The 25,231-nt window shown below is 73.5% G+C and carries 23 protein-coding genes; 11 read left to right on the top strand and 12 right to left on the bottom strand.

The features are described from left to right. Positions 1 to 150 precede the first annotated feature (150 nt). From ACWEPX_RS28790 to ACWEPX_RS28775, 4 genes are read right to left on the bottom strand one after another with little or no spacing between them, the layout of a single operon-like run. Entirely contained in the window at positions 151 to 519 is a 369-nt protein-coding gene (locus tag ACWEPX_RS28790; protein ID WP_451900388.1) for a hypothetical protein, read from the bottom strand. An 18-nt stretch (positions 520 to 537) separates the two neighbouring features. Next, a complete protein-coding gene (locus tag ACWEPX_RS28785) occupies positions 538 to 1,497 on the bottom strand; it encodes a glycosyltransferase (RefSeq protein ID WP_451900387.1) in 960 nt (319 codons plus the stop codon). A 26-nt stretch (positions 1,498 to 1,523) separates the two neighbouring features. Next, positions 1,524 to 2,744, bottom strand: coding sequence for an acetyl-CoA C-acetyltransferase (locus ACWEPX_RS28780; RefSeq protein WP_451900386.1), 1,221 nt, complete (start codon positions 2,742 to 2,744; stop codon positions 1,524 to 1,526). A gap of 39 nt (positions 2,745 to 2,783) precedes the next feature. Next, on the bottom strand, positions 2,784 to 3,638 hold the full coding sequence (locus tag ACWEPX_RS28775; RefSeq protein WP_451900385.1) for an SGNH/GDSL hydrolase family protein: 855 nt from the start codon (positions 3,636 to 3,638) through the stop codon (positions 2,784 to 2,786). A gap of 137 nt (positions 3,639 to 3,775) precedes the next feature. On the opposite strand from ACWEPX_RS28775, the gene ACWEPX_RS28770 reads away from it, so the two are divergent. Next, the gene (locus ACWEPX_RS28770) at positions 3,776 to 5,149 is read left to right on the top strand and encodes a cystathionine beta-synthase (RefSeq protein WP_451900384.1); all 1,374 of its coding nucleotides are present in this window, start codon (positions 3,776 to 3,778) and stop codon (positions 5,147 to 5,149) included. A gap of 88 nt (positions 5,150 to 5,237) precedes the next feature. Next, complete coding sequence (locus tag ACWEPX_RS28765) at positions 5,238 to 6,365, top strand: hypothetical protein (RefSeq protein WP_451900383.1); 1,128 nt, start codon at positions 5,238 to 5,240, stop codon at positions 6,363 to 6,365. A gap of 60 nt (positions 6,366 to 6,425) precedes the next feature. On the opposite strand, the gene ACWEPX_RS28760 is transcribed toward ACWEPX_RS28765, so the two are convergent. Together ACWEPX_RS28760 and ACWEPX_RS28755 are read right to left on the bottom strand one after the other, a co-directional pair. Further along, the gene (locus ACWEPX_RS28760; RefSeq protein ID WP_451900382.1) at positions 6,426 to 7,580 is read right to left on the bottom strand and encodes a cystathionine gamma-synthase; all 1,155 of its coding nucleotides are present in this window, start codon (positions 7,578 to 7,580) and stop codon (positions 6,426 to 6,428) included. Between the two features lie 85 nt (positions 7,581 to 7,665). Continuing rightward, a complete protein-coding gene (locus ACWEPX_RS28755; RefSeq protein WP_451900381.1) occupies positions 7,666 to 8,475 on the bottom strand; it encodes a Bax inhibitor-1/YccA family protein in 810 nt (269 codons plus the stop codon). 250 nt (positions 8,476 to 8,725) lie between these two features. Here ACWEPX_RS28755 and ACWEPX_RS28750 point away from each other — a divergent pair, with 250 nt between their 5' ends. The 5 genes from ACWEPX_RS28750 (at position 8,726) to ACWEPX_RS28730 (ending at position 14,247) form a co-directional block, all read left to right on the top strand. Then, entirely contained in the window at positions 8,726 to 10,186 is a 1,461-nt protein-coding gene (locus ACWEPX_RS28750) for an MSCRAMM family protein (protein ID WP_451900380.1), read from the top strand. 5 nt (positions 10,187 to 10,191) lie between these two features. Then, positions 10,192 to 10,884 (top strand): class F sortase, encoded by a 693-nt coding sequence (locus ACWEPX_RS28745; RefSeq protein WP_451900379.1) that lies wholly within the window; start codon positions 10,192 to 10,194, stop codon positions 10,882 to 10,884. 143 nt (positions 10,885 to 11,027) lie between these two features. Beyond that, the gene (locus ACWEPX_RS28740; RefSeq protein WP_451900378.1) at positions 11,028 to 12,161 is read left to right on the top strand and encodes a polysaccharide deacetylase; all 1,134 of its coding nucleotides are present in this window, start codon (positions 11,028 to 11,030) and stop codon (positions 12,159 to 12,161) included. Between the two features lie 82 nt (positions 12,162 to 12,243). After that, positions 12,244 to 13,200: an ATP-binding protein gene (locus ACWEPX_RS28735; protein WP_451900377.1), complete on the top strand. Its 957-nt coding sequence runs from the start codon at positions 12,244 to 12,246 to the stop codon at positions 13,198 to 13,200. 219 nt (positions 13,201 to 13,419) lie between these two features. Next, positions 13,420 to 14,247 carry a hypothetical protein gene (locus tag ACWEPX_RS28730; RefSeq protein WP_451900376.1) on the top strand — a complete coding sequence of 276 codons (828 nt, stop codon included), beginning with the start codon at positions 13,420 to 13,422 and terminating at the stop codon, positions 14,245 to 14,247. Positions 14,248 to 14,735: 488 nt separating this feature from the next. Here ACWEPX_RS28730 and ACWEPX_RS28725 read toward each other — a convergent pair whose 3' ends face one another. Both ACWEPX_RS28725 and hppD read right to left on the bottom strand, forming a co-directional pair. After that, a complete protein-coding gene (locus ACWEPX_RS28725) occupies positions 14,736 to 14,996 on the bottom strand; it encodes a hypothetical protein (RefSeq protein ID WP_451900375.1) in 261 nt (86 codons plus the stop codon). A gap of 88 nt (positions 14,997 to 15,084) precedes the next feature. Continuing rightward, positions 15,085 to 16,278: a 4-hydroxyphenylpyruvate dioxygenase gene (gene hppD, locus ACWEPX_RS28720; protein ID WP_451900374.1), complete on the bottom strand. Its 1,194-nt coding sequence runs from the start codon at positions 16,276 to 16,278 to the stop codon at positions 15,085 to 15,087. Positions 16,279 to 16,432: 154 nt separating this feature from the next. Between hppD and ACWEPX_RS28715 the strand changes: the two genes are divergently transcribed. Further along, positions 16,433 to 16,897 carry an Lrp/AsnC family transcriptional regulator gene (locus tag ACWEPX_RS28715; protein ID WP_451900373.1) on the top strand — a complete coding sequence of 155 codons (465 nt, stop codon included), beginning with the start codon at positions 16,433 to 16,435 and terminating at the stop codon, positions 16,895 to 16,897. 61 nt (positions 16,898 to 16,958) lie between these two features. Here ACWEPX_RS28715 and greA read toward each other — a convergent pair whose 3' ends face one another. Continuing rightward, positions 16,959 to 17,456, bottom strand: coding sequence for a transcription elongation factor GreA (greA, locus tag ACWEPX_RS28710; protein ID WP_451900372.1), 498 nt, complete (start codon positions 17,454 to 17,456; stop codon positions 16,959 to 16,961). Between the two features lie 177 nt (positions 17,457 to 17,633). After that, the gene (locus ACWEPX_RS28705; RefSeq protein ID WP_451900371.1) at positions 17,634 to 18,062 is read right to left on the bottom strand and encodes a DUF4307 domain-containing protein; all 429 of its coding nucleotides are present in this window, start codon (positions 18,060 to 18,062) and stop codon (positions 17,634 to 17,636) included. 128 nt (positions 18,063 to 18,190) lie between these two features. Here ACWEPX_RS28705 and mca point away from each other — a divergent pair, with 128 nt between their 5' ends. Beyond that, entirely contained in the window at positions 18,191 to 19,072 is an 882-nt protein-coding gene (gene mca, locus ACWEPX_RS28700) for a mycothiol conjugate amidase Mca (protein WP_451900370.1), read from the top strand. A 19-nt stretch (positions 19,073 to 19,091) separates the two neighbouring features. Then, positions 19,092 to 19,361: a hypothetical protein gene (locus ACWEPX_RS28695; RefSeq protein WP_451900394.1), complete on the top strand. Its 270-nt coding sequence runs from the start codon at positions 19,092 to 19,094 to the stop codon at positions 19,359 to 19,361. Positions 19,362 to 19,365: 4 nt separating this feature from the next. Here ACWEPX_RS28695 and ACWEPX_RS28690 read toward each other — a convergent pair whose 3' ends face one another. Continuing rightward, a complete protein-coding gene (locus tag ACWEPX_RS28690; RefSeq protein ID WP_451900369.1) occupies positions 19,366 to 21,834 on the bottom strand; it encodes a polynucleotide kinase-phosphatase in 2,469 nt (822 codons plus the stop codon). Then, entirely contained in the window at positions 21,834 to 23,180 is a 1,347-nt protein-coding gene (locus ACWEPX_RS28685; protein WP_451900393.1) for a 3' terminal RNA ribose 2'-O-methyltransferase Hen1, read from the bottom strand. The genes ACWEPX_RS28690 and ACWEPX_RS28685 overlap by 1 nt, the downstream gene beginning before the upstream one ends. Positions 23,181 to 23,237: 57 nt before the next feature. On the opposite strand from ACWEPX_RS28685, the gene ACWEPX_RS28680 reads away from it, so the two are divergent. Further along, positions 23,238 to 25,214 (top strand): thioredoxin domain-containing protein, encoded by a 1,977-nt coding sequence (locus tag ACWEPX_RS28680; RefSeq protein WP_451900368.1) that lies wholly within the window; start codon positions 23,238 to 23,240, stop codon positions 25,212 to 25,214. Positions 25,215 to 25,231: the final 17 nt, after the last annotated feature.

Genomic DNA, 25,231 nt, shown 5'->3' with positions numbered 1-25,231 from the left:
GCGTGAAGAGCGGCGATGCGGGCGAAGCCCGTTCACGCCCTGGCCAGTTTAGCGGCGTTTCGCTCCCCGCGAATGCGAGTCCACCCCATCGGACAGTTGGGCGGGGGCGCGTTGCGGTTGGTGGGTGGGCGCGCTGCTTTTGGTTTGTGGTCAGTGTTTGAGGGTGGCGGCTACGAGGATCAACAAGGTGCCGAAGGTTGTGTTCCAGTAGCCGATCTGGAGGTTGGCCAGTCCGCCGTACTGGACTGTCCACACTAGGACGGTGAGGAGTAGGAGGGCGGCGGCTGCTCGGAGGGCCATGGTGGAGAGCAGGAGGCCGAGGGTGGTGATTGCGGCGCCCAGCAGGGTCAGCAGGGCGAGTGAGGTGATGGGGGTGGATTGGTCGGGGTGGATGCCGGTGAAGAGGTCGGCTAGGGGGAGTTCGGTGGCGGGGCGGGAGTTGTGCCAGGGGGAGAAGGTGCCGTAGGCGACTGCGGCTGTTCCCGCGAGTCCCAGGAGCCAGGCCAGCAGCGTCCGCACGGTGGTGAGTCTAGTGGGTCAGAAGCGGGTTGCCAGGTCTTGCGCGACCTCTGCCGGGGAGGGCATCGCGGCGATCTCGGTGGCGAGCGACCGGGCCGCTTCCCGGTATGCGGGGTCGGTCAGCAGGGTCTTCGCGTGGGTGGGTAGGGCTTCTGGGGTGGAGCGGAGGGCTGCGCCTGCGGTCTGGAGGGCGTCGGCGTTGGCGGGTTGGTCGGCGCCTTGGGGGAGGAGGAGTTGGGGGATGCCCGCGGCCAGGGCGGCCAGCATGGTGCCGCTGCCGCCGTGGTGGACGACCAGGGCGGCGTGCGCGAGGACCGCCGCCTGCGGCAGCCACGGGCGGACGGTGACGTTGGCCGGGAGCTCGCCCAGGTCGGCCGGGTTCGCGTTGCCCGCGGCCACCACGACGCGGTGGCCCAGGGGCGCCACGCCTGCGATCGCGGCGCGCAGCAGGTCGGGGGAGGCGAAGGCGGTGCCGAGGGTCACGTAGATCAGCGGGGGCGACCAGTCGTCCGTCGACGGCTCGGTGTGGGGGATGGGGCGCAAGGGGATTCGGGCCGCGGAGGTGAGGAAAGCCTTGTCCTGCAAGGAAGGCGGGCAGATGTCGAGGTGCGGCAGGCCGGGGACCGCGGCGTCGGGGGCGGCCAGGCCGATGCCCGGGGGGAACATCCGGCCGAAGCCGTGCCACACGCCGGGCACGCCCGCCTTCGCCGCCGCCTCCGCCGCGCCCGGCACGCCCCAGCCGTGGACGACCAGGTCCGGGCGCCAGCGGTCCAGCTCGGGGGCCAGGTCCTCGGCGTAGACCTCGTAGAACACGTCCGCCGGGCGGAACGGGCGCAGGCCCGCGGCCGACAGCGCGGCGTGCACGTGCTCGCCCGCGGCGAAGCGGACCTCGTGGCCCACCGCGCGCAGGGCGGTGGCCAGCGGGATCAGCGGGTAGGTGTGGCCTGCGGAGGCAAGGCTGGCGAACAGCACGCGCATGCGGGCCAACCTACCCGCCGATCACCTCAGCTGAGCCGCTCGATCACCATCGCCATGCCCTGGCCGCCGCCGACGCACATCGTCTCCAGGCCGAACTGCTTGTCGTGCCACTGCAAGGAGTTGATGAGGGTCGTGGTGATGCGGGCGCCGGTCATGCCGAAGGGGTGGCCGACGGCGATCGCGCCGCCGTTGACGTTCAGCTTGTCCTCCGGCACGCCCAGGTCGCGGGCCGAGGGGATGACCTGCGCGGCGAACGCCTCGTTGATCTCGACCAGGTCGATGTCGCCGATGGTCAGCCCGGCCTTGGCCAGCGCCCGCTTCGACGCCTCGACCGGGCCCAGGCCCATGATCTCCGGGGACAGGCCGGACACGCCGGTGGACACGATCCGCGCCAGCGGGGTCAGGCCGAGGTCGCGGGCCTTGGTGTCGGACATGATCACCAGCGCGGCGGCGCCGTCGTTGAGCGGGCAGCAGTTGCCCGCGGTGACCCGGCCGTCCGGGCGGAACACCGGCTGCAGGGTCGCGGTCTTCTCGTAGGTCACCCCCGGCCGCGGGCCGTCGTCGGTGTCGACCACCGAGCCGTCCGGGCGGGTCACCGGGGTGATCTCGCGGGCCCAGAAGCCCGCCTTGATCGCGGCCTCGGCCAGGTTCTGCGAGCGCACCCCGAAGCGGTCCATCTCCTCGCGGGTGACGCCCTTGAGCCGGGCCAGGTTCTCCGCGGTCTGGCCCATCGCGATGTAGGCGTCGGGCACCACGCCGTCCTCGCGCGGGTCGTGCCAGGATTCCGCGCCCTGCTCGGCGACGGCCGCGGTGCGGGCCTGCGCGTCGCCGAAGATCGGGTTGCGGGTGTCCGGCCAGGTGTCGGAGCTGCCCTTGGCCGCGCGGGAGACCGTCTCCACGCCCGCGGAGATGAACACGTCGCCCTCGCCCGCCTTGATCGCGTGCAGCGCCATGCGGGTCGTCTGCAGGGAGGAGGCGCAGTAGCGGGTGATGGTGCAGCCGGGCAGGTGGTCGTAGCCGAGCAGGACCGCGACGATGCGGCCCATGTTGAAGCCCGCCTCGCCGCCGGGCATGCCGCAGCCCAGCATCAGGTCATCGATGTCCGCCGGGTCCAGCGCGGGCACCTTGTCCAGCGCGGCCCTGACCATCTGGGCGGTCAGGTCGTCGGGGCGCAGGTCGACGAGCGAGCCCTTGCCCGCGCGGCCGATGGGGGACCGGACTGCGGAGACGATGACGGCCTCTGGCATGGCGCAACTCCTCAAGCACGGCGACTACTAAGCGGTAGCTTAGGTGGGCTGGCCGAGCGGCGACAAGGTGCGCCGCGCCCGGTCCAGCCGACCCTCCCACAGCCCGGCGGCCGCGCGCAGCGGGGCCAGCAGCAGGTCGGCGGCCACGGCGTACCCCGCCCCGTTCGGGTGGAACCCGTCCGGGCTGAACAGCTCCGCGTGCCGCTCGACGAAATGCCTGGTCAGCAAGGCCCCCAACGGCACGACCACGGCTCCGGAGCCGACCAGCGCGCGGGCCTGGGCCGCCGCGAGCGCCCGGCTGCAGCGGCGGGCCACCGCCCGCAGCGGCTGCGGGATCGGCCGGATCGCGCCCAGGTCGGGGCAGGTCCCGACGACGACCGCCACCCCCGCGGCGACCAGCCGGTCCACCTGCGCGGCCAGCAGCCGCGCGGACTCGGCCACGCCCATCCGCGCGGTCACGTCGTTGCCCCCGACGAGCACCAGCGCGAGCTGCGGCGGGTCGGCCAGCGCGGCGTCGACCTGGGCGGCCAGCTCCGCGGTCCGCGACCCGCTGACCGCGTGCGTCACCAGCCGCACCGGCCCGCCCAGTTCCTCGGCCAGGCCCCTGGCCAGCCGCACCCCGGGCAGCCGCTCGGCGCTCTCCGCGCCCAGCCCGGCCGCGCTGGAGTCGCCCAGCAGGGCGAACGCCAGCGCCGCACCCCCGGCCACCGGCCCGGTCCCGTCCGGCAGGTACACCCCGTCGGCGTTGAACGGCCGCTCCTTCGGCACGCCGATGACCGTGCGCGCCCGCTTCGACTGGGTGTTCAGCAACCCGTACGCGCCCGCGGAGAGCCCGCCCAGCGACCCCACCGCCACCGCCAGCACCCGCAGCCCCTGCCCCACCCGTCCCGCCATGACGATCCCCCCTTCGCTACCGGGGATATCGCGCCCCACCACCTATTCGTTTGCGCCCGCCGCCGCGGACGGCGCCTTGGGACACGGGCAGCGGATAGGGTGGTGGGCAGTTCCAGGATGTGAGTTGGAGGAGCCCGGTGGACTACGTCGAGCACGTCATCGACCTCGTCGGCGACACCCCGCTGGTCAAGCTGAACGCGCTCGCCGAAGGGCTGCAGCCGCTGGTCCTGGCCAAGGTCGAGTACCTCAACCCCGGCGGCAGCGTGAAGGACCGGATCGCGGTCCGCATGGTCGAGGCGGCCGAGCGCTCCGGCGAACTGCGCCCCGGCGGCACCATCGTGGAGCCGACCTCGGGCAACACCGGCGTCGGCCTGGCGATGGTCGCCCAGCGCAAGGGCTACAAGTGCGTCTTCGTCTGCCCGGACAAGGTCAGCGAGGACAAGCGCAACGTGCTGCGCGCCTACGGCGCCGAGGTCGTGGTCTGCCCGACGGCCGTGGCCCCCGAGCACCCGGACTCCTACTACAACGTCTCCGACCGCCTGGTCCGCGAGATCGAGGGCGCCTGGAAGCCCAACCAGTACGCCAACCCGGAGAACCCGGCCAGCCACTACCACTCCACCGGTCCGGAGCTGTGGCGGCAGACCGACGGGCGGATCACCCACTTCGTCGCGGGCGTGGGCACCGGCGGGACCATCTCCGGCACCGGCCGCTACCTCAAGGAGGTCTCCGGCGGCCGGGTCAAGGTCATCGGCGCGGACCCGGAGGGCTCGGTGTACTCCGGCGGCACCGGGCGGCCCTACCTGGTCGAGGGCGTCGGCGAGGACTTCTGGCCCGACACCTACGACCGCGGCGTCGCCGACGAGATCATCGCCGTCTCCGACGCGGAGTCCTTCGAGATCACCCGCAGGCTCGCCCGCGAGGAGGGCCTGCTGGTCGGTGGCTCCTGCGGGATGGCGGCCGCGGCCGCGCTGCGCCTGGCCAAGCGGCTGGGCCCGGACGACGTGGTGGTCGTCCTGCTGCCCGACGGCGGCCGCGGCTACCTGTCCAAGGTGTTCAACGACTCCTGGATGGCCCAGTACGGCTTCCTGCCCGCCGACCACTCCGGCGCCACCGTCGGCGACGTGCTGCGCCGCAAGGCGGGCGGGGCGCTGCCGGAGTTCATCCACGCCCACCCGACCGAGACCGTCGCCGACGCGGTGGCGATCCTGCGCGAGTTCGGCGTCAGCCAGATGCCGGTGGTCAGCGCCGAGCCCCCGGTGATGGCCGCCGAGGTCGTGGGCGCGGTCAACGAGCGCGACCTGCTCGACGCCCTGTTCGCGGGCAAGGCCGCCCTGGCCGACCGGCTCGACCTGCACATGTCGCCCGCGCTGCCGACCATCGGCGCAGGCGAGCAGGTCACGGCCGCGATGGGCGCGCTCGCCTCGGCCGACGCGGCCCTGGTGCTGCTCGACGGCAAGCCCGCGGGCGTGGTGACCCGGCAGGACCTGCTGGGATTCCTGGCCGGGAAATGATCGCCCGAGCCCGGCGCGGATAAACCCGATCCGATAGCGTTGGGCCTCGTTAGGCACAAACCAGGTTCAATAAGGGGTGGGAAACCCGATGAGTGCTCCCCAGCCGCCGAATCAGCCGTGGCAGCCCGGCAGTCAACCAGGCGGCCCGGGGCCGGACGCGGGTTCGCCGCCTGCACCGTCCACCGACACCGGCGCCGACGGCGTCGAGCGCACCCAGGCCATCCAGCCGGGCCAGCCGCTGCCCGGCGCGGGTGACGACGAGAACGCCGACCGCACCCAGGTGGTGCGCGGCGGGGCCGCGCCCGCCGCGCCCGGCGGCGACCACACGCAGATGGTCCCGCCCGGCTCGGTGCCGCAGACCCCGCCGTACGCCCAGCCGGGCGACCACGGCCAGCAGTTCCCCGGCCAGCACGGCCAGCAGCCGCCCGGCCCGTACGGCCAGCCCGGCGGGTTCCCCGGCCAGCCGCCGCAGCCGGGCTACGGCCCGCCGCCGGGCTACCCCCAGCAGCCCGGCTACGGACCGGCCCGGCCGCAGGGCGCGACCAGCGTGGTCCCGATGGTCGTGCAGGGCGCGGTGGCCCTGTTCGGCCTGATCGCGCTGATCCTCACGCTCACGCTGCTCTTCGAGCTGACCGGCGCCGTCGCCGCGTTCGTGCCCGGCCAGATCTGGGCCTACCTCGCCTTGGCCGTGGTCGGCTCGGCCGCAGCGACCGCGGGCGCGGTGCTGCTGTTCCTGCGCAAGAGCAAGCTCGCCCCGCTGGTCGTGGCGGGCGGCGCGCTGCTGCTGCTCGGCGCGATCCTGCTGATGACCGAGGGCCTCGGCGAGGTCACCCGCGTGGTGTTCCTGCTCATCTTCGGCATCCTCATCACGGCTGCGGGCGCGCTGGCGTTCATCCCGGGCGCCAAGCAGTTCCTGCTGTCGGACGCGGGCGCGGGCCAGCAGGCGCACGCCGGGTACGGCGGCCCCGGCCACTTCGGCCAGCCCGGCGGCGGCTACCCGGGCCAGCAGCAGAACCCCTACGGCCACCAGCAGCCCCAGCAGCAGCACTACGGCCAGCAGCCCGGCGGCTACCCCGGCCAGCAGCCGCAGTACGGCCAGCCGCAGCAGCCCTACGGCCAGCCCCAGCCCGGCTACGGCCAGCCGCCGCAGCCCGGCGGCTACCCGGGCCAGCAGCCCAACCCGTACGGCCAGCAGCAGCCGCCGCAGCAGTGGTGACCTGAGACGGCGAACGGGCCCCGGAGCGATCCGGGGCCCGTTCTGCGTTTTGTCCGCGGGTCAGCCGAGGGCGGCCAGCAGGTCGGCCACCAGGTCCGAGGCGGACTCGATGCCCACCGACAGCCGGATCAGGTCCGAGGGCACCTCCAGCAGCGAGCCCGCCGTGCTGGCGTGGGTCATCCGGCCGGGGTGCTCGATCAGCGACTCGATCCCGCCCAGCGACTCCCCGAGGGTGAACAGCTCGGTGCGGGCGGCCACGTCCAGCGCCGCCTGCTCGCCCCCGGCGACCTGGAAGGACACCATCCCGCCCGACCGCAGCATCTGCTTGGCCGCGATGTCGTGGCCCGGGTGGGTCGGCAGGCCCGGGTAGTGCACCTTGGTCACCTTCGGGTGGTCGACCAGCGCGGCGACGATGCGCTCGGCGTTGTCGCAGTGGCGCTCCATCCGCACCGCCAGGGTCTTGGCGCCGCGCAGGACCAGCCAGGAGTCGAACGGGCCGGGCACCGCGCCCGCGGAGTTGCGCAGGAAGGCGAAGCGCTCGTTCAGCTCGGTGTCGTCGGTGATCAGCGCGCCGCCCACCACGTCGGAGTGCCCGCCGAGGTACTTCGTCGTGGAGTGCAGGACGATGTCGGCGCCCAGCGCCAGCGGGGTCTGCAGGTACGGGGTGGCGAAGGTGTTGTCGATGACCAGCCGCGCGCCCGCCTCCGCGGCGATCGCGGCCAGCCCGGCGATGTCCACGATCCCCAGCAGCGGGTTGGACGGCGTCTCCGACCAGATGACCTTGGTCGTCGGCCGGACCGCGGCCCGGGTCGCCGCCGGGTCGCTGAGGTCGACGGCGCTGTACTCCACGCCCCAGTGCGCCAGGACCTTGTCGAGCAGCCGGAACGTGCCGCCGTAGGCGTCGTTGCCGAGGATGACGTGGTCACCGGGTCGGCACAGGGTCCGCAGGGCCACGTCGGTGGCGGCCATGCCGCTGGCGAAGGCCAGGCAGTGCCGCCCGCCCTCCAGCGCGGCCAGCGCCTCCTCCATCGCCGTGCGGGTCGGGTTGGCGGTGCGGGAGTACTCGTAGCCCCCGCGGAGCCCGCCGACGCCGTCCTGGGCGAACGTCGAGGTCTGGTAGATCGGCACGATCACCGCCCCGGTCCGCGGGTCCGGCTCCTGCCCAGCGTGAATCGCCCTGGTCTCGAAACCCCAGCGCGCCGTGTCCTCAGCCATACGGACCAGCGTACGGCGGTCCGAACAGCAAGACGCCCGCCCCCACAATGGGGGACGGGCGTCCTCGGGTGTGTTCAGCGGGGCGTCACTCGCTGCTCTGCAGCATCCAGAGCAGGCGCAGGATCTCCAGGTACAGCCAGACCAGCGTGGTCATCAGGCCGAAGGCGACGTACCAGGCCCACTTCGACGGGGTGCCCGACCGGATCATCGTGTCGGCCATGTCGAAGTCGAGCAGGAAGTTGAACGCCGCGATGCCGATGAACAGCAGGCTGATGCCGATGCCCAGCGGACCGGCGTCGCGGATGCCGAGGTCCACGCCCACCAGCGACAGCAGCAGGTTGACCAGCATCAGGCCGGCGGCGCCGATGGTCGCGCCGATGATCCACTTGGTCAGGCGCGGGGTGACCTTGACCGCACCGGTGCGGTAGACGACCAGCATGGTGATGAACACCAGCGCGGTGCCGAGGATCGCCTGCAGGGCGATGCCCTTGACGAACATCTCGAACACGCCGGTGATGGCGCCGAGGAAGACGCCCTCGGCCGCCGAGTAGGCCAGCACCAGGGCCGGGTTCGGGGTCCGCTTGAAGATGACGACGAGGGACAGCACCAGACCGGCGATGAGGCCGACGATCATCGGCGGCCACGGCGAGATGCTCCCGCTGAGCACCGCGATCGCGGTGATGACGCCGGTGACCAGGGCGGTGCCCAGGGTCGCCGCCGTCTTGGTGACGACGTCGTCCACGGTCATGGGACGGTCGCCGGTGGTGGGCGGCGCCGGGTAGCCGCCATAGCCCGGCTGCCCGGGCTGCTGGTAGCCCTGGGCCTGGGGCTGGAAGCCCGCGTAGCCCCCGCCGACCGGCAGGTTGCGGAACGCGGGGTTGCTGGTAGAACGCACCTGATCCTCCTGGGCCTCAAATGGCGCCTTCACGGGATTCAACGCTCGGGCAAGCCCGGTGGTTCCCGCTGGGTAAAAGCCACTTTACCCATGTGGTGGTGCCAGCCGTCGCCGGGATTACCCCGCGGAGCGTAGCGCTGATCATCCGGGGGCGCCCGAATCGCCCCGCTGGCGGATTGCGCCGAGCACGCGGAGAAACCAGGCTCGCACACGGCGTATTCCCCCCACGGTGATTAGGAGCCGCCCCGCAATGGCCCGAACCCCGCTCGCCGCCCGGATGGCCGCGGGCCTGACCGGCGCCGCCGTCGTCGCCTGCCTGACCACCGTCGCCGCCGCGCCCACCGCGGTGGCCGCCGTGGACGAGGGCCTCGGCCACCGGACCACGCCCGCCCAGCCCTACCGCGGCAACCCCGACTCCTACGACTGGCTCGGCTCCTACATCGTCAACGGCAAGCAGGTGTGGTGCGTGCAGTACGCCCACAAGGCTCCGGACACCAACGAGCAGTACCGCCCCGGTGAGGAGCTGAAGACCAAGTGGGGCACGCGGCTGCCCGACGACGTCGCCGCCGACATCTCCTACCTGCTGCTGCGCTACACCACCACCGACAGCGCCGACGAGGCCGCCGCGCTCGCCCACCTGCTGCACTCGTGGACGGCGGGCCCGCAGAACCCCGGCCAGCTCAACCCGGCCAACGGCTTCCGCGAGATCGCCTACGACGCGCCGTTCCACCTGGCCAAGCTGCCCCAGGGCGCGCGGGCGGCGGTGAACCGGCTCAAGGCCGACGCCTCGGCCAACCGCGGCCCGTGGACGGTGAAGATCACCGCGCCGACGGCCCGGCAGGTCATCGGCACCCCGGACAAGTGGTCGGTCGACGTCCGCAACGCCCGCGACACCGGGGTCGCCGACGTCGCCATCAAGGTGACCCTGACCGACGCCACCGCCGGCGGGAAGACCAGCCTGACGGTCTCCACCGGGGCCAACGGCACGCCCGCGGCCCTGGAGGTCACCCCGACCGGCCCGAACCCGAAGGTGGCCATCTCCCTGCTCAGCCCGGCCGAGCGTCCGGTGGTGCGGCAGGCGGTCGAGGTCGACACGCAGCGGGTGGTCAGCACGGGCGGGGAGAAGGAGCTGACCGCGAACAAGGGCGTCGAGGCGGTGACCGCCCCCGGGTCGGTCGCCATCGCCAAGGTCGACGCCAAGACCAACAAGGCCATCGGCGGCGTCTCGCTGCGGGTGACCGGCGCGGACAAGACCTCGCCCGCGCTGGACCAGGACGGCAAGCCGCTGGTCGGCCCGGACGGCAAGCCGCTGGTCCTGGTGACCGGCGACGACGGCACCGCCGAGGTCGAGAACCTGCGCACCCCGCAGGAGATCTGCCTGGTCGAGGTCGCCGCGCCGCCGGGCTACGACGACGCCTACGACCCGAAGGCCCCGCCCAGCGCGTGCGGCGAGGTGAAACCCGGCGACACCCTCGCGCTGAAGCTGACCAACGTGCCCAACAAGCCGACGGTCCCGCGGACCATCCCCGCGGGCGACGACCCGGCGACCGCCGCGATGACCAGCGGCGGCGACGGCCCCTCCGCCGGGCTGCTGGTGGGCATCGGGGCGCTGGCCGCGCTGGCCGCCGCGGGCATCGGGCTGCTGCTGGCGCAGGCCCGGCGCAGGCGCGAGGTGGTCAGCCGGGCCATGCGCGAGGACTGGGGCTACTGACCGCCGTGTCCGGCAGGCCGCTGGTGGCGGGCGCGGCGGGGATCGCCGCGCTCGCCCTGCTCACCGCGCTCGTCGGCGGTGACGTGACGACGCCGGGCTCCGCCGTGGCCGAGCCCCCGCCGCCCATCCCGGCGGCCGGGGTCCTCGGCGCGGCCCTGCCCGTGCCCGCGCCCCCGCCGAGCCCGACGAAGGCCCCGCAGGCGGCGCCGACCACCACGACCGTCCCGCCCGCCGCGCGCCCGGAGCCCGAGCCCAAGGCGCAGTCGCCGGGCACGGTGCGCCTGCGTGGCGGCGGCGAGGCCCGCCTGGTCCGGGCCGAGCTCGGCCCGGACGCCACCCTGCCGGTCCCCGACGACCTGCGCGAGGCCACCTGGTGGGGCGCCGACCTGGCCGCGGCGGAGGGCGCGACCGTGCTCGCGGGCCACGTCAACTGGCAGGGCCGCACCGGCCCGTTCGCCGAGCTGTGGGACGCGCGGGTGGGTGATCCCGTGTCCGTCGTCGCGCCCGACGGGCAGGTCTGGGACTTCCAGGTCGGCGAGGTCGTCACGCTGCCCAAAGACGATCTCCCGGCCCGCGCCGACGAGCTGTTCGGCCAGGCCGGGCCGCACCGGCTGGTCCTGGTGACCTGCGGCGGGCGCTGGGTCGGCGGGGCCGACGGCTACGAGTCCAACCGGATCGTGGTGGCCTTCCCCCGCTGAACCGCCGTCACCTGATCCGGTGATCCCGGGCGATCGCGATCACTGCCTGAGCGACCCTCTCGTTCTACCGTGGTGGGGCAACGGACGCGGATCGCACACGTCTTCACAGGTGGGCCGGGAGGACGGATCGGGAAGGGGCGCCCATGAGCCGCAGGCGTTGGGACAAGGTCGGGCTGGGGATCGCGCTGGTCCTGTCCGTGGTCGCCCTGGTGGTGCTGGGCAGCGGCAGACCGCAGATCGCGGGCAGCGCCCGCCCGGCCACCCCGGTGCCGCAGGCGGCCGACGAGCCCGAGCCCGTGCAGGCCCCGTGGCTGCGCAAGCTGGAGCCGGGGGAGAAGCCGCCGCAGTTCGTGCTGTTCTCCTTCGACGGCGGCGGCTCGCACGACCACTGGCAGCGGTTCATGGCCATCGCCGCGGAGTCCGGCGGGCACTTCTCCGGCTTCCTGTCCGGCATCTACCTGCTGCCCGACGCCCGGCGCGCGGAGTACACCGGGCCGGGCAACCGGCCGGGCCGGGCCTCCATCGGCTTCGGCGGGTCCGAACAGGACGTCGCCACGCTGATCGCCGACCTGAACCAGGCGGTCGACCGCGGCCACGAGATCGGCACCCACTACAACGGGCACTTCTGCCAGGGCTCCGCGCTCGGCGTGGGCGAGTGGAACACCGCGCAGTGGAACTCCGAGCTGGACCAGTTCTTCGCCTTCGTCGAGCAGGCCCGCGGCGACGGCCTGCGGCTGGACCCGAAGACCATCCAAGGTGGACGGACCCCGTGCCTGGAGGGCGACCGCGCCGTCTACGAGCCGGTGCTGGCCGCGCGCGGGATGAGCTACGACACCAGCGCGGTCTCCGACGGCATCGCCTGGCCCTACCGCTCGCACGGCATCTGGCAGTTCCCCATGCCGAGCGTGCGCGTGCCGGGTGTGCACCACAAGAAGACGATCATGATGGACTACAACCTCTGGTACATCCAGAACCAGGCGCGCAACGAGCCGCACCGCGCCGAGGAGTTCGCCAAGGTCACCCTCGACACCTACGAGGCCGCCTACCGCGCCGCGTTCAAGGGCAACCGCGCGCCGCTGGTGGTGGGCAACCACTTCAACGAGTGGTCCGGCGGCGGGTTCACGAAGGCGACCGAGCAGTTCATGGCGGGCGTCTGCGGTCGCCCGGAGACGGTGTGCGCGACATACTCGGAGGTCATCGCCTGGATGGCCCTGCAGGACCCGGCCGTGCTGGACACCTACCGGGCGATGCCACCCGCTCAGGTGCCGCTCCCGTGACCCGATCGTGGGGCTTGCGTACAGATAATGAAAACCGCTATCACTACGGGTGTCATCCATCCCCGCATGAGAGTTGCCCGTAGTGAAGATCGCGTTCGTCGGCAAGGGGGGCAGCGGGAAGACCACCCTGGCCTCGCTGCTCCTGCGCCACCTGGCCGCGGAGTCCCCCGCACCGGCGCTGCTGGCGCTGGACGCCGACATCAACCAGCACCTGGCCGCCGCGCTCGGCGCGCCGGACGGCCTGGCGCTGCCCACCCTCGGCGCGCACCTGCCGCAGATCAAGGACTACCTGCGCGGCGACAACCCGCGCGTGCTGTCCGCGGCCGACATGGTCAAGACCACCCCGCCGGGGCGCGGCTCGCGCCTGGTCCGCATCGATGAGGAGAACCCGGTCTACGATGCCTGCGTGCGGGTCGTCGAGGGCGTGCGGCTCGCGGTGACCGGCCCCTTCGCCGAGTCCGACCTGGGCGTGTCCTGCTACCACGCCAAGGTCGGCGCGGTCGAGTTGCTGCTCAACCACATGGCCGACGGGCCGGGGGAGTACTGCGTGGTCGACATGACCGCGGGCGCGGACTCCTTCGCCTCGGGCCTGTTCACCCGCTTCGACGTCACGTTCCTGGTGTGCGAGCCGACCGTGCGCAGCGTCGGGGTGTACCGCCAGTACCTCGACTACGCCCGCGACTTCGGTGTGCGCGTGGCGGTGGTGGGCAACAAAGTCAGCGACGATGACGACCTGGCGTTCCTGCGCGAGCACGTCGGCGACGACCTGCTGACCTGGGTCGGCCGCTCGGCCCACGTCCGCGCCGCCGAGCGCGGCGAGGTCCGCCCGATCGGGGAGCTGGAACCGGCGAACCGCGACGCGCTGCGGGCGATGCGGTCCCTGGTGGACGGTGTGGACAAGGACTGGCGGCGCTACCAGCGCCAGGCCGTGGAGTTCCACCTGCGCAACGCCGCCGCGTGGGCCAGCGAGCGCGCGGGCCGCGACCTCGCCGAGCAGGTGGACCCGGACTACGTGCCCGGGCCCGTCCCCGTCGGGTAGCGGGCCGGGCGCCTCGACCGTCCACATGCCACCGGTGCTCGGCCCGTCGCCCGACCGGGTGCCTCCGCCGAACGGCGGTGCGGCGCGGATGTGGCGGCGTACCAGGGTGATCGCGCCGCCGGAGCCGCCGATCGGGGGAACGGCGGGGGCGACCTGATCGCGGGGCGGCGGCGCGTTGGCCCGGCTGACCCCGGGTTTGCCCTGGTAACGTGCGATGGCATGGTCACACAGGGCGATCCGGCGGACTTCTCCGTGGTGCGCCACGGCTACGACCGCAACCAGGTGAAGCAGTACCTGCGCCGCGTCGAGGACGACGCCCTCCGCTGCGCAGCCGACCGCGACGAGGCCCTCGGCCGCGTCGCCGAGCTCTCCGGCGAGCTGGAGCTGGCCCGCCGCGAGATCGCCGCGCTGACGGCCCGCCTCGACCAGCTGACCCAGACGACGGCCCCCGACGCCGAGCGCACCCTCCAGCTGGCCCGCACCCAGGCCGCGGAGATCACCGCCCGCGCGAAGGCCGCCGCCGAGACGGCGTGGGCCGCCGCCGAGGAGGCCAGCACCGCCCTCCGCGACCGCTACCGCCGCATGCTCGCCGACCTCGACCGCCAGCACCAGGAGCTCCACGCGGACCACAAGAGCATCATGGAGGAGGTCCGCCACAAGTCCGTCGCGATGACCGCGGCCGCCGACAAGCGCCAGCAGGACCTCGACGCCGAAGCCGAGCAGGCCCGCCGCGAGCTGCAGGCCGCGTTCCTCAAGGAGATGGAGGAGGAGCGAGCCCGAGCCCGCGACGAGGCCCGCCGCATCGTCACCGAAGCCACCGACGAAGCCGACCGCCGCCTGGCGACGGCCACCAGTCAGGTGGAACGCCTCACCGCCCTCCGCGAGCAGCTCGCCTCCCGCCTCCGCGGCACCACCGACCTCCTGGCCCAGACCGCAGACCTCCTGGAACCCCTCGAAGCCGAATCCGAACTGACCCCCCACTCCCCAGCCGAGCTCACCGCCGAGAAACCGACCAGGCGAGCGAAGGACCCGGAGAAGGCGAAGTAGCCCCGACCGGTGCCCCTCCACCCGTCCGGGTGGAGGGGCACCGGCGTGAACGGGGGAGGGAGAAAGGTTGAGGAGGGGGCGCGGCCAAGGGAACGCGAGGTCGCGGATGGGCAGGGGACCGGGGCGCAGAGCCGAGAGAGCGAGGGACCGGGAGAGCGCCGGACTGGGGAAGCACCAGAGCTCGGGCGCGGCCCAGGGGACGAGCCGGGTCGGGGAAGCACGGGGCCGAGTGAGCGCGGGGCCGGGAGTGCGCCGGTCTGGGGGAAGCACCAGACCTAGGGTGCGGGGTTCAGGGGACGAGCCGGGTCGGGGAAGCGCAGGGCCGAGTGAGTGCGGGGCCGGGAGTGCGCCGGTCTGGGGGGAGCGCCAGACCTAGGGCACGGGTCCCAAGGGACGCGCCGGGGCCGGGGAAGCACAGGGCCGAGGTAGCGCGCGGATCGGACCGTTGGGTCGGGCAGGCGTGGGTCGGGGAGCGCGAGAGCTGAGAGCTACGGGCTCTGCCGCAGCGGGTCCACCCCGGAGCCCGCGTCATCGCCGGGCCGCACCACCGACGTCGGCGCCACCGGCAGGTCCTCCGGGTCCAGGCACCCGCCCACCAGCTGCGTCTGCCCGTCCACCCGCACGTACTGCCCGCTCTCGTCGCAGGTGGCGGCCTGCACGGTGAAGACCGCGACCCCGGTCAGGGCCATCGCGACCAGCGCCGCCCCCGCCAGGGAGGCCGCGCCTGCGAAGCGGGTGCCGACTGCCATGAACGTGAGCCTAACGTGAGGACGACAGAGACCCGCCACCGAGCGTACCGGCCCGGTGGCGGGTCCACCTGATAGTCAGCTGAGCGGCTCAGAGGTTGCCGCGGCGCTCCTGCTCGCGCTCGATGGCCTCGAAGAGGGCCTTGAAGTTGCCCTTGCCGAAGCCGAGGGAGCCGTGGCGCTCGATCATCTCGAAGAACACCGTCGGGCGGTCGCCGACCGGCTTGGTGAAGATCTGCAGCAGGTAGCCGTCCTCGTCGCGGTCGACCAGGATGCGGTGCTCCTTGAGGACCTCGATCGGGACGCGGACCTCGCCGATGCGGGCGCGCAGCTCGGGGTCCTCGTAGTAGGAGTCGGGGGTGTCGAGGAACTCCACGCCCGCCGCGCGCATGCCCTCGACGGTGGCGATGATGTCGTTGGTCGCCAGGGCGATGTGCTGGCAGCCGGGGCCGCCGTAGAACTCCAGGTACTCGTCGATCTGCGACTTCTTCTTGGCGATGGCGGGCTCGTTCAGCGGGAACTTGACCCGGTGGTTGCCGTTGGCGACCACCTTGCTCATCAGCGCCGAGTAGTCGGTGGCGATGTCGTCGCCGACGAACTCCGCCATGTTCACGAAGCCCATCACGCGGTTGTACCACTGGACCCAGTAGTCCATCTTGCCCAGCTCGACGTTGCCGACGCAGTGGTCGACAGCCTGGAACAGCCGCTTCGGCGCGCCCGCGGGCTTGACGTAGGTGCCGGTCTTGGCGACGTACCCGGGCAGGTAGGGGCCGTTGTAGCGGGACCGGTCGATCAGGGTGTGGCGGGTCTGGCCGTACGCGGCGATGGCGGCCATGCGCACGGTGCCGTGCTCGTCGAAGACGTCGTGCGGCTCGTCCAGCACGGTGGCGCCCTGCGAGCGGGCGTGCTCGATGCACTTGTCGACGTCGGTGACCTCCAGGGCGAGGTCGACCACGCCGTCGCCGTGGGCGCGGTGGTGGTCGAGCAGCGGGCTCTCCGGGGTCACGCCGCCCTTGACGACGAAGCGGGCGGAGCCGGACTTGAGGACGAACGCCTTGTGGTCGCGGTTGCCGGTCTCGGGGCCGGAGTAGGCGACCAGCTCCATGCCGAACGCCGACTGGTAGAACAGGGCGGTCTGGGTGGCGTTGCCGCAGACGAACACGACGGCGTCCATCGACTTGACCGGGAACGGGTCCCGCGACTCGTCGTAGTCGACCAGGCCGACGAGCTGGCGCAGCTGGTCGTAGCTGACCTCGTCCATGCCCGTGCCGAGTGTCCCCGTCATCGCAACCTCCTGCATGCTGACTAATCGCGCGGTACTACAGAGCATGGAATTCGCCGGTCATCCTGTGCAACACTTTGCTTCTTAACAGGGCAATATGACCAGTCAACTGGCTAGTCGGCTCGGCAAAGTGGACACTCTGAACAGGAGTAGGGGATTGGACCTCGACGAGCTGGACGCGCGCCTGCTGCTGCTGCTCACCGACGAGCCGCGCCTGGGCGTGCTGGAGTGCTCGCGCCGCCTGGGCGTGGCCAGGGGCACGGTGCAGGCGCGGCTGGACCGCCTGGAGCGGCGGGGCGTGCTGACCGGCTTCCCGCCCGCGATCGACCTGGCCGCGATGGGCTACGGGCTGACCGCCTTCGCCGTGCTGGAGATCGCGCAGGGCAAGCGCGGGGAAGTGGCGTCGCTGCTGATGGCCATCGATGAGGTGTGCGAGGTGCACGCCACGACCGGCCAGGGCGACCTGCTGGTGCGCATGGTCGCCCGCGACAACGACGACCTCCAGCGCGTCATCGACCGGGTGGTCGACGTGGAGTGGGTCCGCCGCACGTCCACGGCCATCGCCCTGTCCACCCCGGTGCCGCTGCGCGTGCGCCCCCTCCTGGAGCGCGTGCTGCGCTGATCCCCTTCAACGCCGACGAGGCGGCACCCCGCCCGGGTGCCGCCTCGCGGAGTCGGTTCGCTCAGCCGCCGTAGGGCACGGCCTTGACCAGCACGACCTTCTGGTTGCGCCCGTTGGGCAGCTCGTACTCGCGGGTCTCGCCCTCCTTGGCGCCCAGCAGGGCCTTGCCCAGCGGGGACTCCGGCGAGTACACCTCCAGCTCGCCCTCGCTGCCGCCCTCCTCGCGGGTGGCCAGCAGGAAGCGCTCCTCCTCGTCGTCGCCGTCGTAGCGGACGGTGAGGACCATGCCCGGGCGCGCGGTGCCGTCGTCGGCGGGCGGCTCGCCCACCTTGGCCCCGCGCAGCAGCTCCTGGAGGTGGCGGATGCGGGCCTCCTGCTGGCCCTGCTCCTCGCGGGCGGCGTGGTAGCCGCCGTTCTCCTTCAGGTCGCCTTCCTCGCGGCTGGTGTTGATCTTCTCGGCGATGACCGCCCGGTTCGCGATGAGCTCGTCGAGCTCGTTCTTGAGCCGGTTGTAGGCCTCCTGGGTCAACCAGGTCACCTTGGTGTCGCTCACGGTCACCAACTCCTCGTCGTACTCCGGGCCCGCGGTCGCGGGCCGGGCAGCTCCGGGTCCGCGGTGCCCACCCGGAATGGAAAAAACACGGCCCTCCTAGGGGCCGTGCGTCGACAGAGCGTAGCACGGACCGACGGGCAAGATCGCCCGTTATGTCCGTTTAGTCGCGTTCCCCGGAGGAGTTCACCCCGATGGCCGCTCCGCGGTGGACAGGTATTCGGGCACCTGGTACGAGCAGCCGAAGACCTCCGCCGTGACCGGTTCGGCCCCGCCGGTGATCACCGTCTCCACGCGCAGCGGCGAGTCTCCCGGCGGCACGAACACCTCGCGGCGGCCGGTTTCCCCGCCGTCGATGGAGCGCACCCGGACCACGCACACCGCGGCCCGCTCGGGCTCGGCGCGGGTGACGTCGAAGGCGAACCGCATCCGGTGCTCCGGCAGGTTCGCGTAGGTGGCCCGCTCCGCGGAGATGGGGGCCGAGCCCAGGTTGCGGTATGCGACGAACGCCACGGCCGCGCCGACCAGCAGCGCCGCCACGACCAGGACCGTCTTGGCCAGCGGGGAGCGACGGGTCGGCTGCTTCCCGTAGCGGCCTTCCGGCAACGTGCCCAAACCAACGCCCTCCCGCACCGATCCGCGCCCCGCCGGGAACAATGGAGCGGCGACGGCGCGTTCGTACTACTCGGGAACGAGTATCCGCTTTGCGGGCGGATGCCTATCAGGAGGGGTCCGAAACAGGCATGGCAGACAAACTGCGGCTGATGGCGGTGCACGCCCACCCGGACGACGAGTCCAGCAAGGGCGCGGCCACGATGGCCAAGTACGTCGCCGAGGGCCACGAGGTCATGGTGGTGACCTGCACCGGCGGTGAGCGCGGCGACATCCTCAACCCGGCGATGGACCGGCCGGAGATCACCGCCGACATCCCGGCCGTGCGCAGGCAGGAGATGGCCAAGGCGGCGGAGATCCTGGGCATCCAGCACCGCTGGCTGGGCTTCGTCGACTCCGGCCTGCCCGAGGGCGACCCGCTGCCGCCGCTGCCGGAGGGCTGCTTCGCGCTGGTGCCGCTGGCCGAGTCGGTGCCGCCGCTGGTCCGGGCGATCCGGGAGTTCAAGCCGCACGTGATCGTCACCTACGACGAGAACGGCGGCTACCCGCACCCCGACCACATCCGCTGCCACGAGGTCTCCGTCGCCGCCTTCGACGCCGCGGGCGACCCCGACCTCTACCCGGACGAGGGCGAGCCGTGGACGCCGCTGAAGCTGTACTACTCGCACGGCTTCTCCCGCGCGCGGCTGGTCGCCATGCACGAGGCGCTGCTGGCCCGCGGCCTGGAGTCGCCGTACGAGGAGTGGCTGGCCAACTGGGACCCCGAGCGCGGTGACATCTCCCACCGGGTGACCACCCGCGTCGAGTGCGCCGAGTACTTCGAGGTCCGCGACGCCGCCCTGCTCGCCCACGCCACCCAGATCGACCCGAACAGCCGCTGGTTCGCGGTGCCGCTGGACGTGCAGCGCGAGGTCTGGCCGTACGAGGAGTACGAGCTGGTGCGCTCCCTGGTGGACAGCACCGTCCCCGAGGACGACCTGTTCTCCGGCATCACCGAGAAGGCGACCGTCTAAACTGCCCGCTGTGACCTCGTTGCACGTCGACCTGCCCGCCGATCCCGCGTCGGCGGGCACGGTCGCCCTGGTCGCCCAGCCCACCGCGACCCCGCCCCCCGGCCCGGCCGACCCCGGCGGCCAGGGCGAGGACTTCGGCAAGTCCTCGCCGCTGGGCTTCCTGATCCTCATCCTGTTCCTGATCGCCGTGGCGTTCCTGGTCCGCTCGATGAGCAAGCACCTCAAGCGCATCCCGGAGAGCTTCGACCAGGCGGAGACCCCCGACAGCCCCCCGCCTGCCAAGGTCTAGCGCGTCACAGCCGCGGGTCCACCGGGTCCGACTCCAGCGCGAGCACCGCGAACACGCACTCGTGCACGCGCCACAGCGGCTCCCCGCGCGCCAGCCGGTCGAGCCCGGCCAGGCCCAGGGCGTACTCCCGCTGCGCCAGCGACCGCTTGTGGCCGAGCCTGCGCTCGCGCAGCCGGGCCAGGTTCGCCGGGTCGCGGTAGTCCGGGCCGTAGACGATCCGCAGGTACTCCGGCCCGCGCACCTTGATGCCGGGCTGCACCGGGCGGTCGCCGCGCAGCACCAGGTTCGCCGCGGGCTTGACGACCATGCCCTCGCCGCCCGCCGCCGTCAGCTCCGCCCACCAGGCCACGCCCGCGGCCACCGATTCGGGGTCGCCGGTGTCCACGGCCAGCCGCCGGGTCGGCGCGAACAGCTCGGGGTCGGCCGCGACCAGCCGGTCGGCGATCCCGAGGTGCCACCGGTGCGGCGCGGTGTGGTGGGTCGCCCCGGCCGTGGCCAGCACCTGGAACGGCGCGATCCGCAGCGGCCCGCGGCAGTACCCCCGGTAGGCCGCGCGGAACGCCGCGGCGTTGGCCGCCCGGCCGCGGGTGCGCCCCAGCAGCGCCGCCACGTCGATCCCGCGCTCGGCGGTCGCGGCCAGCGCCGCCGCCGCCGCGGGCAGGGCCGCCCCCGCGGCCGCGCCGACCGCCGCGTACTGGTCCTTGACCAGCTCGGCGGCCTTGGCGGTCCACGGCATGATCTCGGTGTCCAGCAGCAGCCAGTCGGTGCCCAGCTCGGCCCACAGCCCGGCCGCCGCCACGGCGCCTGCGACCCGGGGCAGCACGTCCTCGCCCGCGGGGAAGAAGGCCCGCCCGGTCCGGGTGTGCACCACGCCGGAGCCGTCCCGGCGCACCAGGACGACCGCGCGCGAGCCCATGTGCTTCTCCTCGCACAGCACCTCCCGCACGCCCTGGCGCAGGTAGTCGGCGAACGCCTCGCGCGGGTGCTCCAGCAGGTCGCCGTCGGGGTGGGTGGGCGCCGGGGCCATCGTCGGCGGCAGGTACCACAGCACGCGCGGGTCCACGGCGAAGCGGCTCATCACCTCCAGCGCGGCCGCGGCCTGCTCGGCGCGCACCGACACCTCGCCGTAGCCGGTCTCCACCACCCGGCGGCCCGCGACGTCGGCCAGGTCGAGGAAGTCCGGGTCGCGGGTGGGGCCTGCCAGCGGGCGGACCGGCTCGTACCAGACCTCGCGGGCGGGCACGGACACCACGGTCCGTTCCGGGTAGCGCAGGGCCGTCAGCTTCCCGCCGAAGACCACGCCGGTGTCCAGGCACATGGTGTTGTTGACCCACTCGGCCTCCGGCGTCGGCGTGTGTCCATACAGGACCATCGCCGTGCCGCGGTACTCGGTCGCCCAGGGGTAGCGCACCGGCAGGCCGTACTCGTCGGTCTCGCCGGTGGTGTCGCCGTAGAGGGCGAAGGAGCGCACCGCGCTCGACGCCCGGCCGTGGTAGCGCTCGGGCAGGCCCGCGTGCGCGACGACCAGCCTGCCGCCGTCGAGGACGTAGTGGGCCAGCAGCTCGTCGCAGAAGTCGCGGACGGCCGCGCGGAACTCCGGCGGCTCGGCCTCCAGCTGCGCCAGCGACTCGGCGAGCCCGTGGGCGACGGTCACCTTGCGCCCGGCCAGCGCCCGCGCGAGCTTCTGCTCGTGGTTGCCGCACACCGCGTAGGCGTTCCCCGCGCCGACCATGCCCATGACCAGCCGCAGCACGCCCGGGGTGTCGGGGCCGCGGTCGACGAGGTCGCCGACGAAGACCGCCCGCCTGCCCGCGGGGTGCGCCGCCCCGACCGCCCGCCCCTCGGCGTCGCGCTCCAGGGCGTACCCCAGCTCGGCGAGCAGGTCCTCCAGCTCGGCCCGGCACCCGTGGACGTCGCCGATCACGTCGAACGGCCCGGTCTCGCCGCGCAGGTCGTTGCGCAGCGGTTCGACCACGATCCTGGCCGCGTCCACTTCGGACTGCCCGCGCAGCACGTGGACCCGGCGGAACCCCTCGCGCGCCAGCCCGCCGAGGGACTTGCGCAGCAGGGCGCGGTGCCGGTGCACGACGTGGGCCCCGAAGTCGCGGTCCGGCCGCGCGGCGTTGCGCGCGACGCACACCGACTCCGGCAGGTCCAGCACGATCGCCACGGGCAGCACGTGGTGCTCCCGCGCCAGCTTCACCAACTGCGCGCGCACCTCGCGCTGCACGTTCGTCGCGTCGACCACCGTGATGCGGCCCGCCTGCAAGCGCTTGCCCGCGACGTAGTGCAGGGTGTCGAAGGCGGCCGCGGAGGCCGTCTGGTCGTTCTCGTCGTCGGCGACCAGGCCGCGGAAGAAGTCGCTGGAGAGCACCTGCGTGGGCAGGAAGTGCTTGCGGGCGAAGGTGGACTTGCCCGAGCCGGAGGCGCCGATCAGCACCACCAGTGCCATGTCGGGGATCACCAGGTCCATCACGCCTCCTCGCGGGTGAGCAGGGCCAGCTGGGTGGGCGGGCCGACCTCGGGGTCGTCCGGGCCGACCGGGCGGAAGACCGCGGTGTAGCCGGGGATGGCCTGCGCCCAGGCGCGGAACTGCGCCCGGGTCCACTCGAAGCGGTGGTCCGGGTGGCGCAGCCCGGTCAGGCCGGGGAACCGCGCGTTGTGCTCGACGTTCGGGGTGGTGACCACGACGTGCGCGGGCCGGGCGACGCCGAACACCGCGCGCTCCAGCGCGGGCAGCCGCTCGGGGTCGACGTGCTCGACCACCTCCATGAGGACCGCGGCGTCGTAGCCCGCCAGCGACGGGTCGCCGTAGGTCAGCGACGACTGCCGCACCTCGACGCGCGCCCTGGTCCGCTCCGGCAGCCGCTCCAGCCACCTGGCCACGCCCGCGAGCGCGCGCGGGGCGACATCGGTGCCGACGACCTCGGTGAACGCCGGGTCGGCGACCAGCTCGCGCAGCAGCGCGCCGCCGCCGCAGCCCAGGTCCAGCACCCGCCGCGCGCCGACCTCGCGCAGCACGTCGAGCACCGCGGCCCGGCGCAGCGCGGCCAGCGGGCGGTGCTCGGACCGCTCCTGCGGCGGCTCGGTCCCGTCCAGCTCGGTGAGCCGCTCCAGCGCCGAGCGCACGTAGGCGCCCCGGTGCTTGAGGTAGCGCGCGCTGATCAGCTCGCGCTCGGGGTGGCCTGCCAGCCAGTCGCCGCCGACGCGCAGCAGCTTGTCCACCTCGTCGTCGCCGACCCAGTAGTGCTTGGCATCGTGCAGGACCGGTAGCAGCACGTACAGCTGGCGCAGCGCGTCGGCCAGCCGGATCTCCCCGCTGAGCCGCAGGTCGACGTAGGGCGCGTCGCCCCACTCCGGGAAGGCCGGGTCCAGCGGGACGCGCCCGGCCTCGACCTGCCAGCCCAGCGGGCCGAACAGCCGCTGCGGCAGGTCGGCGGCGGTGCAGGGGGCGCACGGGACGTGGACGCGCAGCGGGATCGGGGTGGCGGCCAGCTCGGGGCGGGCGTCGCAGCGGCCGTTCATCGCCGTCTTGAACACCTTGCCCAGTGCGACCGCCAGCAGCGAGCCTGCCGCGTACGGGCCGTCGTTGACGTAGTGGCCCAGGCCGGTGTCCTGGTCGCGGTGGGCGCGCGAGAGGGCGACCGGGTCGACCTCCAGCAGCAGCGCCGCCGTGCACTCCTCGGCGTCCGCGCGCGGGTAGAACACGAACGCCGGGCCCGCGGAGGTGTCGAACCGCTGGGCCTTCCCGGGATGCTTGAACAGCAGGTAGCCGAGGTCGGTCGCGGGCGCACGGGTCGTGGTCAGGGTGAGCAGCACCGGGGGAGTGTCGCGCACCCGCAGGCCGCGGGGCACGGCATTTGAGAGGGTGGGGTCATGGCGAACCGGCTCAGCGACTCCACCAGCCCCTACCTGCTCCAGCACGCCGACAACCCCGTGGACTGGTGGGAGTGGTCGCCCGAGGCGTTCGCCGAGGCGCGCAGGCGGGACGTGCCGGTGCTGCTGTCGGTCGGGTACGCCGCCTGCCACTGGTGCCACGTCATGGCCCACGAGTCGTTCGAGGACGAGGCCACCGCGGCGCTGATGAACGGGTGGTTCGTCAACGTCAAGGTCGACCGCGAGGAGCGCCCGGACATCGACGCGGTCTACATGACCGCCACCCAGGCCATGACCGGCCACGGCGGCTGGCCGATGACCTGCTTCCTGACCCCCGATGGCGAGCCGTTCCACTGCGGCACCTACTTCCCGCCGACGCCGCGGCCGGGCATGCCGTCGTTCACCCAGGTGCTGGAGGCCGTGCACGAGGCGTGGACCGCGCGCGGGGCCGAGGTGCGGGCGGCGGGGGCCAAGGTCGTGGCGGCGCTGCGGGAGCAGTCCGCGCCGCTGGCGCCGTCGCCGGTCGACGCCGGGGCGCTGGCCGGGGCGGCCGCGTCGCTGCTGGGCGAGTACGACCGCCGCCACGGCGGCTTCGGCACGGCCCCGAAGTTCCCGCCGTCGATGGTGCTGGAGTTCCTGCTGCGCCACCACGAGCGCACCGGGTCGGTCGAGGCGCTGTCCATCGTGGAGGGCACGGCGCGGGCGATGGCCGACGGCGGGCTCAACGACCAGCTCGCGGGCGGCTTCGCCCGGTACAGCGTGGACGCGGGCTGGGTGGTGCCCCACTTCGAGAAGATGCTCTACGACAACGCCCTGCTGCTGCGGCTCTACGCCCACCTCGCCCGGCGCACCGGGGTCGCGCGCTACCGGGAGGTCGCCGAGGACACCGCGCGGTTCCTGCTGACCGACCTGATGACGGCCCAAGGCGGGTTCGCCTCGTCGCTGGACGCCGACACCGAGGGCGTCGAGGGGCTGACCTACGTGTGGACGCCCGCGCAGCTGGTCGAGGTGCTGGGGGAGGCCGACGGCGCGTGGGCGGCCGCGCTGCTCAAGGTCACCCCGGACGGGACCTTCGAGGACGGGGCGTCGACGTTGCAGCTGGGGGAGGTCGACGACGCCGACCGCTGGGCGCGGGTGCGCGCGGCGCTGCTGGCGGCGCGGCAGGCGCGGCCGCAGCCGGGGCGCGACGACAAGGTCGTCACGGCGTGGAACGGGCTGGCCATCGGCGCGCTCGCCGAGGCCGGTCGGGCGCTCGGGCAGCCGTCGTGGGTCGAGGCCGCCGCCCGGGCCGCCGACCTCCTGCTGGACCTGCACCTGGTGGACGGCAGGCTGCGGCGCACGTCGCGGGACGGCGTGGTCGGCTCGGCATCGGGCGTGCTGGAGGACTACGGCTGCCTGGCCGACGGGCTGCTGGCGCTGCACCAGGCCACGGCCGAGCAGCGGTGGCTGACCGCGGCGTGCTCGCTGCTGGACACCGCGCTGGAGCGCTTCGCCGACCCGGGCGCGCCCGGGGCCTACCACGACACCGCCGACGACGCCGACGCGCTGGTCTGGCGGCCGGGCGACCCGGGGGACAACGCCTCGCCCGCAGGCGCGTCCGCCCTGGCCGGGGCGCTGCTGACGGCCTCGGCGCTGACCGGCTCGCCGCAGCGGTACCGGGCGGCGGCCGAGGCGGCCGTGCACCGGTCCGGCCTGCTGGCCGCCCGCGCGCCGCGCTTCGCGGGCCACTGGCTGACCGTGGCCGAAGCCCTGGTCGCCGGGCCGATCCAGGTCGCCGTCGCCGGATCCGGGGAGCTGGTCGAGGTGGCCGTCCGGCACGCGCCGGGCGGGGCCGTCGTGCTGGCGGGCGAGCCGGACTCCGCGCCGCTGCTGGCCGATCGGCCGCTGGTCGGCGGGGTGCCCGCGGCGTACGTCTGCCGGGGCTATGTGTGCGACCGGCCGGTGACGACCGCGGACGAGCTGCGGTCTCTGCTCTGAGCGAACGCCCTGGTGGC

The organism is Actinokineospora sp. NPDC004072, assembly GCF_053604195.1.
This window is presented reverse-complemented; position numbering and strand designations above follow the sequence as displayed.